Source organism: Brachybacterium alimentarium, assembly GCF_002332425.1.
Classification (GTDB): Bacteria; Actinomycetota; Actinomycetes; order Actinomycetales; family Dermabacteraceae; genus Brachybacterium; species Brachybacterium alimentarium.
This window is the reverse complement of the sequence record NZ_NRGS01000016.1, coordinates 24116-33754: the sequence shown is the minus strand read 5'-3', so window position 1 is coordinate 33754 and position 9639 is coordinate 24116. Positions and strand designations below refer to the sequence as shown.

Below are 9639 nucleotides of genomic sequence, written 5' to 3'. Positions count from 1 at the left end.
GATGTCCTGCGACATAACACGCTCGCATCGGTCGTGAGGCCACAAAACTCGGGGAAGCGTCGACGCGTCGACCTGCGCCTGCCGACCTGTGTCGGCCGGCATGGGCCGGGCCCGCCCGCCGAGCTCAGGCCTCGACCGCGGTCCAGGCCTCGGCTCAGTCCTCGATCTCGAGCAGGTCCGAGACGCTCTCGAGGGTCTCGTGCTCGTCGCCGCCCTCCTGCTGCATGCGCTCGAGATAGGGCTGCGAGCGCTGGACCTGCTGCTCCAGGGCGTTCACCGTGGTCAGGAAGTTGGCGTTCGCCTGGGTGCGGAAGGAATCGATGCCGTCCATCGTGGTGAACAGGTTGTCGAAGGCCTTCTGCAGGGTCTCGGGGGAGACCCCCGAGGTGGCGGCCTGCTCCTGGATCTTCAGGGTGTTGTCCGCGAGCATCTGGGAGGTGCGATCGATGAGCGAGTCGGTGGTGCGGTTGACCGCGTCGATCTGGTCCAGCACCAGCTTCTGGTTCTCGAGCGCCTGCGCCGTGATCACCGCAGTGCGCAGCGCCGTGACGGTGGTGGTGCGCGCACGGTCGACGCCCTGGGCGAGCTTGGTGTTGTTGTCCTCGATGAGGCCCATCGCGAGATAGGCCTGGACGGTGACGGCGATCTGGGTGGCGACGTCCTGGCGGCGCTGGCGCACGGCGAACAGCACATCCCGTTCGAGGGCGTCGGCCGCATCGGGCTTGCCCTCGCCGCGCAGCCCGTCGGCCCTGCGCACGGTGCGCTCATCGAGCAGACCCAGCAGCGAGGACGCCTTCTGCAGCGCGCCGAGATCCTCCCAGAGGGCGCGGCGCTCGACGGACAGCTCGGCGTTGTCGCGCTGCAGCATCTCCTGCCCGCGGCCCAGCGCCGCGAGCACTTCGTCCAGCTGCTTCTGGTTGGACTCGTAGCTGCGGAAGTACCGCTTCGCGGACTTCTTGCCCGGCAGGAACGACAGCGCCTTCGACCCGAAGGTGTCCTCCTTCGGCGCGAGGTCCTCCATGGTGGTGCGCAGCTGGGACAGGGACTTCGAGACCGACTCCTGGCCTCCACCGCTCTCCTTCGCATCGCGCAGCGACTGCTGCATGAAGCGCGAGGAGGTGCCGGAGGTGCGCTCGAAGGTGCGGCGGGCCACCGCGCCGAGCGCGTCGACCTGGGCGCTGAACTCCTGCGAGTGGGGGTTCAGGGCGGAGATCTGGTCGACCCACTGGTCGGCGCGGGCGGCGAGGTCCTGCTGCTGCTCGTCGGGCAGCTCGGGGAGCATCGAGACGGCCCGGTCCGCAGGGACCTCCTCGACAGGCTCGGAGGGGGTGATCTCGGGCTCGGGTGTGGGCGGCTGGAGCTTGTCCATGGGGGCCTCCTCGGGGCGATGGGGCTGGTGGATGGTGGGGGATCAGACGTCGATGATCGGGCTGAGGTGCTGGTCGGCGAAGCGGGCGCGGAGGAACTCGGCGTGCACGTCCAGGGAGTGGGAGACGCCGGCGACGATGTCGCTCTCGACCCGTTCGACCCCTTCGGCGAGCACGGCGAGCTGCTGGTCGATGTCCTCGAGGTTGGCGAGCGCCTCGCGTCGGGCGGATCCTGCGAAGGTCGCGAGGAATCCGACGATCTCCTCGACGCTGTCGAGCAGCTCGGGGACATAGCGCGTGGCGATGCCCTCGAGCAGCGTCACCTCGCTCTCGTAGGGGCGCTGCCCGCGCAGGGTGTCGGAGTCGGCGAGGGCGTCGATGCGCCGGGCCAGGGAGTCGACGTTCTCGAGCACGAGGCCGACCGTCGGCTCCGAGGCCCGACGACGCAGCTCCGCGGTCCGTTCCCGGCTGCGGGCCGTCGCCGCCCGGATCTCCGCGAGCATCTGCGCGGTGGTCCCCGATTCTCCGGCCGACGCTGTGACCTGCAGGGTCGTCGGCGCGCGGAGAGCGCGCACGGCTGCTCCGCTGCCTCCAGCGGCGATCACTCCGGCGCCGGCGGCGATCCCGAGCGCCGCGAGCGGGCCGACGATCGCCGTGCCGAGGCCCACCACCAGGCACGCCGCGGCGACCAGGCCGCCGGTGAGCAGGGGGACGCCGATCGAGAACAGGCCGGAGCGTGCGGAACGAGGGTGGCCGACGGCTGCGGAGCCTGGGGCGTGCACGGTGCCCTCGAGCGGCTTCTGGATCGGGCCCCAGAGGGAGCGGCGCTCGGCGGTCGCCTTCCAGGGCAGGTCGATGTCCCCCGGGGAGACGTGCACGCTGCTCGGGGAGACCTCGTCGGTGCCGGGGTCTTCGGGCTTGAGGGGGCCGCGGGGCGTGGTGTCCCCGGTGTCCGGCCTGCGGGCCGGTGGATCGATCCCTTCGTTCACGCGAATCCGCGATTCCCTCCGACAGCGGGGACGAGGTGCTGCGCAACGGGGCGATGCGGCGTGTCCGCTCCGTATCCCGCGCGTGCCTCGTCCGGGGCGTCATCGAAGACTAACGCGGGTGGCTGGACGGCTCCAGGACCCTGCTTCGACGGAGGCTCCACGGTCTCTCGACGCACCGCGCACCGGATGCCCGTCAGCGGGGCTACTGTGGCCCTCAACCCGGCAGCCGACGGGCCCGGATCATCCCCGCGTCGAGCCGCCGCCGTGCCGGACCACGGCGGCGCTCGGGGCGGGGATCTCCTCGTCGAAGGGGATCATCGGCCGTTCGATCCGCGAATGGCTGAGCCGCACCAGGTTCTGGTCGACACCACCCGGGGTGAGTGCGAGCAGCCAGTCCGCCGCGGCCTCGTACTGGTCGGGCTCCAGGTAGCCCATCTTCACGGTGACCACGTCGAAGCCGGTCATCGACAGGCCCAGGCGTTCGAACATCTCATGACGCGCCCACTGCGAGCGCCGCGCGGTGACCACGGCGGTCAGGCCCGTCGGCCGGGCGGCCGCGAGATCCGTGGTCGTGCCCTCGCCGCGCACGCCCACGTCGAGCACGCGCAGAGCGGCGGCGCGGCCCGTCGAGCCGGACTCGTCGAGCGCGGCCACCTCGACGGCCAGCGGCACCGGCCCGGGCTCACGGGTGTCGATCCGTGCGCCGACCTGCACCTGGATCCTCCCGCCGACGCCCGCCTCCCAGGCGGCGTCGGCCGAGACCTGATCGACCAGGGAGACCATCAGAGCGCTCACCGCTCCGGAGCGGATCTCCTCGCGCTCGGCCAGACGGGCCAGGCAGTGCGTGGTGTCGTCGGCCCCTCCCGCCCCGGGGTTGTCCCCGGAATCGGAGATCCAGAACGGCCGGGCCGACGAGGCGATCGCCTGGTCCAGGCACTCCTCGAAGGTGCCGGTGGGAGCGACGAACTCGAAGTCGTGGCGAGCCTGCCAGACGCTGCCGGCGAGCTCCAGCGCCGCCTGCTCGACGGCGGAGGCCTCGTCCCCGAAAGCCACGATCGCGGCCTGGCAGCGGGGCTGATCGGCCCAGGCGAAGCCGATCCAGTACGAGATGTCCGTGATGCCCTCGCGCTGCGTGATCGCGGGGATCCCGGCATAGATCGACTTCGCCGGCTCGATGCGGGTGGAGGTCTTCTCCCCGGGCAGCAGGATCGGCACGTGCACGAGCGCCTTGTGGGGGAGCGCGCCGCCGTCCCGCACGGAAGCCGCCGTCTCGACGAGATCGCGCAGGCCGCGCTCGCGGGTCTCCCAGGCGTCGATGTGCGGAGCGTGGCGATAGCAGGTGAGCAGGTCGCAGGCGTCGAAGAGGGTCTCGGAGACGTTCCCGTGCAGGTCCATCGCAGTGCCCACCACCACGTCCGGCCCGATCACGGAGCGGATCGCCGTGATCAGGCCCCCCTCGGCGTCCTCGAGGCCCTCCACGCTCATCGCCCCGTGGATGTCGAAGAAGAAGCCGTCCAGCGGCGCCTCGGCCTGCGCGGCGGCGAGACCCTCCGTGATCTCCTGCTTCCAGCCCTCGTAGACCTCGCGCACCAGCTGGCCGCCGGGCAGAGCGCGCGCATGCAGCACTCCGACGTACTCGGCGGCCTCTCGCAGCGCACGCCCGGCCGGCGACGGACCGCCGCCAAGACCGCTCGAGGCCGCGGGCCCCGGCGCGGATCCCGGATCGTCCGCGCCGCTGAAGAAGGGGTACCTCTCCAGGATCGCCGAGGTGCCGCGACGCACCTCGAAATCCTCGGCGGTGGAGCGGTAGGGGGTGAAGGTCGAGGATTCGATGGCGATGCCGGCGATCGCGATGCGGGGGAGTGTCATGGCTGCCTCCAGGAGGTATTGATATGGACTGTCGGACGTGGCGGCTCAGGCGGGAGAGTCGGAGCCGGGGATGCGCACGGGGGCGAGCTCCTGCGCCAGGCGGGCGAGCCCGAGGAGGGCGGCATCGGAACCCGCGCTGCTGGTCGCGATGGTGAGGCCCTGGGTGTTCATCGCCAGGCTCGAGTCGTAGATCGCGCTGCGCACCGCGGCGACGTACGCGTCGACGCCGGAGAGGGCGCCCCCGATCACGACGGTGCTCGGATTCAGGAAGTTGACCAGCGGGGACAGGGCCGTGCCGAGCTGCTTCCCGGAGCGGCGGATAGCCGCTGTCGCGGCGGGATGGAACGTCAGTGCAAGGTCGACCACGTCGTTCATGGAGCTGATCTCCACACCCTGGTCGAGGAGCTCTTGGGTGATTGCGGCTCCGCTCGCGACGGTCTCGAGGCATCCGACGCGGCCGCAGCTGCACTGGCGGCCTTCGGCACCGGGAACGGGCACATGGGTGATGTCGCCCGCGACCCCTGAACCGCCGCGCACGACCTCGCCCCGGTGAAGGAGGCCGGCGCCGATGCCGGAGCCGGCCTTGACGTAGATGAGGTCCTGGCTCTCCTCCGCGCGGGCGAGATGCTCTCCGAGCGTCGCGGCGCGCGCGTCGTTCTCGATGCTGATGGGGATCGCGAGCTCTTCCGCCAGGTCCCGGGCGAACGGTGCGCCGTGCCAGCCGGGCATGCGCGCTGGGGCGATGAGGTCGCCGGTGAGGGCGGAGACCGGACCGGGGACGGCGACGGCGCCGGCGAGGACAGTGGACGCCGGGTGCTCGTCGATCAGCTCGCGCCAGGACGCGGCGAGTGCGGTGACGCTCGCGGCGTGCCCCTCGGAGATGTTCATCCGATGCTCGCGAACCCCCTCCAGCCGTCCGTCGGCCGTGGAGAGCCCCACGCGCATGTGGCTGCTCCCGAGCTCGGCGACCAGCCATGCCGAGTCGTTCGCGGCCGCCTGCAGGCGCGCCGGGCGGCGACCGCCGGTGGAGGTCCCGTGTTCGCTCTCGCTCACGAGACCGGACTCGATCAGGCGGCGCACGAGGGCGGAGGCGGTCGACGCAGAGATGCCGAGCCTCTCGCGCAGCTCTGCACGAGAGGTCGCCGTTCCCGCGACGATCAGTGCGAGTGCCTGCTTCTCCGCATCGCTCGTGCGCGCGGCCCGCGGGCGCTGAGCCGCCGTCTCGGGCGTGGGGGGCGGCGAGGCCTGGGGTCCCATGGAAGCTCCTGATGTGTGGGGCTGGACTGGCGTCACTTTATGCAGTGACGGCCGAAGTTGTGCCAGATTGTGATCACAATGCGATAACGACGGCTGTTTCAGGATGAAGTTCTGCCACTAGAGGTTGCACACTGCATACGTCGGATCCCTCGAGGGGTCCGGCAGCCCGATCGGCCTATCGACCGAGCTGGACGACCTCTGACATCGGAGGTCTTCCCGGTCGTTTCGGTTCGTGCGGTGCAGCGAAGCACATCCGTCCTCCGTCCCCCTCTGCGGGACCGGACCCACCTCGGAAGGAACTCCTCATGAGAGCCACGATCGGGAGGTCTTCTCGTGCGATCGGCGCGGCGGCCGCAGCGGTCGCCCTGCTGCTGGCGGGATGCACCGCGGGCAGCTCCACGCCCGAAGGGGCCGCGGCCGACGGCAGCTCGGTGAGCGTCGCGATGACGACGCCGACCTGGATCCTGCCCATCTCCCAGCCCGGGAAGACCGGGGGCGAGAACGACATCTTCGGACAGGCGCTCTATCCCTCTGTGTTCTCCTACGACCTGGGCGGAGAGGATGAGTACAACCTCGACCACGAGCACTCCGTGGCGGAGAGCGTCGAGGTCTCCGAGGACGGGCTGACCTATACGACCGCGCTCAAGGACCTGGAGTGGTCCGACGGCACCCCGATCTCCGCGCGGGACGTCGAGTTCTGGTTCAACCTGATCGCTGCCAACAAGGCGGACTGGGCTTCCTATACCGAGGGCGGCTTCCCCGACAACGTCGAGAGCTTCGACGTCATCGACGACACCACGTTCTCGATCACCACCACCGAGGTGTACTCGCCCGGCTGGTACATCGGGAACCAGCTCAACTCCCTGACCCCGATGCCCCAGCATGCCTGGGACAAGACCTCGGACGAGGGGGAGGTAGGGGACCTCGACCGCGACCCGGACACCGCCCAGGACGTCTTCGACTACCTCGTCTCGGCGGCTGAGGACCCGGCGTCCTACGCGACCGACGATCTGTGGAGCACCGTCTCGGGCCCGTGGACGCTCGAGAGCTTCACGCCCGGCGGGGAAGTCGTGCTCGCGGCCAACGAGAAGTACACGGGGGCGGATGCCGCGGAGCTGTCGCAGGTCGTCTTCCAGCCGTTCACCGATGACACCTCCCAGTTCAACCTGCTGCGATCCGGAGGGATCGACTACGGGTACATCCCGCCCAACGCGCTCGACCAGCAGGAGATCATCGAGCAGAACGGGTACACCGTCGAGCCGTGGGACGGCTGGTCCATCACCTATGTGGCCCTGAACTTCGCGAATCCCGAGAGCGGGCCGCTGTTCGAGCAGAAGTACCTCCGGCAGGCCATGCAGCAGCTCATCGACCAGGAGTCGATCTCGGAGGTCGTGTGGAATGATGCCGCCTCCCCGACGTGCGGGCCCGTCCCGCAGGAGCCGGGTGCTGCGGGAACCTCCGAAGGGTGCGCCTACGGGTTCGATCCCGAGGCGGCGACGACGCTCCTGGAGGACAACGGATGGGACGTGGTCCCCGACGGAGCGAGCACCTGCGTGAACCCGGGCACGGGGGAGGGCCAATGCGGTGAAGGCATCGAGGAGGGGCGGGAGCTCGCCTTCACGATGACGAGCCAGTCCGGATCCACCGCAGGCTCTCGCATGATGGCGGAGATCCAGAGCCAGTTCTCGCAGGCTGGCATCGGGCTGGAGATCAAGGAGGTCCCGGACTCGGTGGCGGTCAGCCAGGTCTGTGAGGAGGGCGAGGAGTGCTCGTGGGACATGTCGTTCTTCGGCTCCCAGGGCTCCTGGTACTACCCCGTCTACGCCTCGGGGGAACGTCTCTTCGCCACGGATGCTCCGGTGAACCTGGGCAGCTACTCCGATGAGACGGCGGACGAGCTGATCGACGCCACGCGGTTCTCCTCCGATCCGGAGGCGCTCCAGGAGTACAACGACTACCTGGCCGAGGACCTGCCCGTCCTCTGGATGCCGAACCCCGTCAACAAGGTGAGCGCTTTCTCGGAGGACCTCACGGGGATCTCCCCGCAGGATCCGATGCTGCGCATGTACCCGCAGGACTGGACCCGCGGGTGACCCGCTCGGGGCCGACGTCGTCACGATGCCGCCCCCGGTGCGCCGATCCCCCACGCTCTCGGACGAAGGAGAACCTCGTACATGTGGCAGTACATCCTGCGCAGAACAGGGCAGGCGATGGTGGTGATCATCCTGGTCACGTTCCTGACGTTCCTGCTCCTGCACAACCTCCCCGGCGGGGCCGCGCGCAGCGCCCTGGGGCTCGACGCCACCCCGGCGCAGATCGACGCGTACAACGAGCAGATGGGGTACGACAAGCCGTTCCTCATCCAGTACATGATGTATCTGGGTCGCCTGGCCTCCGGTGACCTCGGATTCTCGTTCCAGCAGAACCAGCCCGTGGCCGACCTCATCGTGCAGCGCCTGCCCAAGACGATGCTGCTGTCCTTCCTCGCGGCGTTCGTCGCCCTCGTGGTGTCGATCCCGCTGGGAGCGATCCAGGCGGTCACCCGGGGCAAGGTCCCCGACTACTTCGTGACCGCCGTCGCTCTCTTCGCCTATGCGACACCCCTGTTCTTCCTCGGGATGCTCCTGATCGTCCTGTTCTCGCAGACCACCTCCCTCCTGCCACCGCAGGCACCGCAGGGCTTCGGCCTCGGGGAGATCCTCGCGGACTGGCCCGGGCTGATCCTGCCGGTGGCCACCCTCGCCATCGCCACGCTCGCGGCGTACACGCGGTACGTGCGCTCGTCGATGATCGACAACCTGCAGGAGAACTACATCCGTACCGCGAAGGCGAAGGGTCTCTCCGGTGGCCGGGTCGTGGTCAGGCATGCGCTGCGCAACAGCCTGTTCCCGGTGATCTCCCTGCTCGGCATGTACATCCCGGCGCTGTTCTCCGGCGCCCTGGTAGTCGAGCAGCTCTTCAACTATCCCGGCATGGGGCTCATGTTCTGGCAGGCCACACAGACCCGAGACTTCCCCATCCTGCTGGCCACGACCACCATCGTGGCACTGGCGACGGTGATCGGCTCGTTGCTGGCCGACTTCGCCTACGCGGTGGCCGATCCCCGTGTCCGACTGAGCGGAGACTCCTGATGACGTCGACCATTCCAGCTGGCGGGCACGGCAAGCCCGGTGCCACGTCAACGGGCCCTGCCGGCTCCGCAGAGACGCCCCTGGAAACACCCCCTGGACTCGCTGCACGGGGCCGGGGAGGCCGGAGCGGCCGACGGCGCCGCAGCAGCCTCGGGCGGCAGGGCGCAGCAGTGTTCTTCGAGAACAGGCTGGCCGCCGTCGGCCTCCTGCTCATCGTCGGGCTCGTGGCCTTCAGCTTCCTGGGGCCCCTGCTGCATCCCACGGACCAGGTGCACACCGATCTGGCGAACGCCTACGCCGCCCCCGGCGTCGAGGGATACGCGCTGGGCACGGACGGCGTGGGCTATGACCAGCTCGGCCGCCTGATGTTCGGTGGACAGACCTCCTTGATCGTCGGCCTCGCGGCCGGTCTCCTCGCCACGGCTTTCGGCACGCTGTGGGGAGCGACCGCCGGATTCGTCGGAGGCTGGGTCGACGCGGTGATGATGCGCGTGGTGGATGCGCTGCTCTCCATCCCCGCCCTCTTCCTGTTCATGCTGATCGCCACCATCATCACGCCGACGGTGCCGATGCTGGTCCTCACCATCGCCGCCTTCGCCTGGCTGAACCCCGCCCGCATGATCCGAGGCGACTCCATCGCGCTGCGCTCGCGAGACTTCATCGTCGCCATGCGCGGGATGGGAGGAGGCTCGCTGAGGGCGGTCCGCACCCATGTCGTCCGCAACGCGATCGGCACCGTGATCGTCAACGCGACCTTCCAGATCGCCGACGCGATCCTCTACGTCGCCTACCTCTCGTTCCTCGGCCTCGGGGTGCCCCCTCCGGCCGCGAACTGGGGCGGGATGCTCTCGTCCGGCCTCTCCGAGATCTATTCGTCGCACTGGTGGCTGGTGTACCCGCCCGGGATCCTCATCATCCTGCTGGTGCTGTCCTTCAACTTCGTGGGTGACGGCTTGCGTGACGCCTTCGAAGTGCGACTGAGGAAGCGGTGACGCGATGAGTCACGACCTGACCACAAGGAATGAG

The 9639-nt window shown here is 69.5% G+C and carries 7 protein-coding genes; 3 read left to right on the top strand and 4 right to left on the bottom strand.

Annotated features, from left to right (window positions below; all coding sequences use genetic code 11):
* Positions 1-154: 154 nt before the first annotated feature.
* From CIK71_RS10170 to CIK71_RS10155, 4 genes are all read right to left on the bottom strand, one after another.
* Positions 155-1369, bottom strand: a complete 1215-nt coding sequence (locus CIK71_RS10170) for a toxic anion resistance protein (protein WP_096165467.1) — start codon at positions 1367-1369, stop codon at positions 155-157.
* A gap of 42 nt (positions 1370-1411) precedes the next feature.
* Complete coding sequence (locus CIK71_RS10165; RefSeq protein ID WP_245857471.1) at positions 1412-2356, bottom strand: hypothetical protein; 945 nt, start codon at positions 2354-2356, stop codon at positions 1412-1414.
* A gap of 240 nt (positions 2357-2596) precedes the next feature.
* On the bottom strand, positions 2597-4225 hold the full coding sequence (locus CIK71_RS10160) for a M81 family metallopeptidase (RefSeq protein WP_096165464.1): 1629 nt from the start codon (positions 4223-4225) through the stop codon (positions 2597-2599).
* Positions 4226-4270: 45 nt separating this feature from the next.
* Positions 4271-5482 (bottom strand): ROK family transcriptional regulator, encoded by a 1212-nt coding sequence (locus CIK71_RS10155; protein WP_096165462.1) that lies wholly within the window; start codon positions 5480-5482, stop codon positions 4271-4273.
* Positions 5483-5787: 305 nt separating this feature from the next.
* Between CIK71_RS10155 and CIK71_RS10150 the strand changes: the two genes are divergently transcribed.
* The 3 genes from CIK71_RS10150 (at position 5788) to CIK71_RS10140 (ending at position 9605) form a co-directional block, all read left to right on the top strand.
* Positions 5788-7575 (top strand): peptide ABC transporter substrate-binding protein, encoded by a 1788-nt coding sequence (locus CIK71_RS10150; RefSeq protein ID WP_096165460.1) that lies wholly within the window; start codon positions 5788-5790, stop codon positions 7573-7575.
* An 81-nt stretch (positions 7576-7656) separates the two neighbouring features.
* Positions 7657-8613: an ABC transporter permease gene (locus CIK71_RS10145; protein ID WP_096165458.1), complete on the top strand. Its 957-nt coding sequence runs from the start codon at positions 7657-7659 to the stop codon at positions 8611-8613.
* Positions 8614-8783: 170 nt separating this feature from the next.
* On the top strand, positions 8784-9605 hold the full coding sequence (locus CIK71_RS10140) for an ABC transporter permease (RefSeq protein ID WP_245857468.1): 822 nt from the start codon (positions 8784-8786) through the stop codon (positions 9603-9605).
* The last annotated feature ends 34 nt before the right edge of the window (positions 9606-9639 follow it).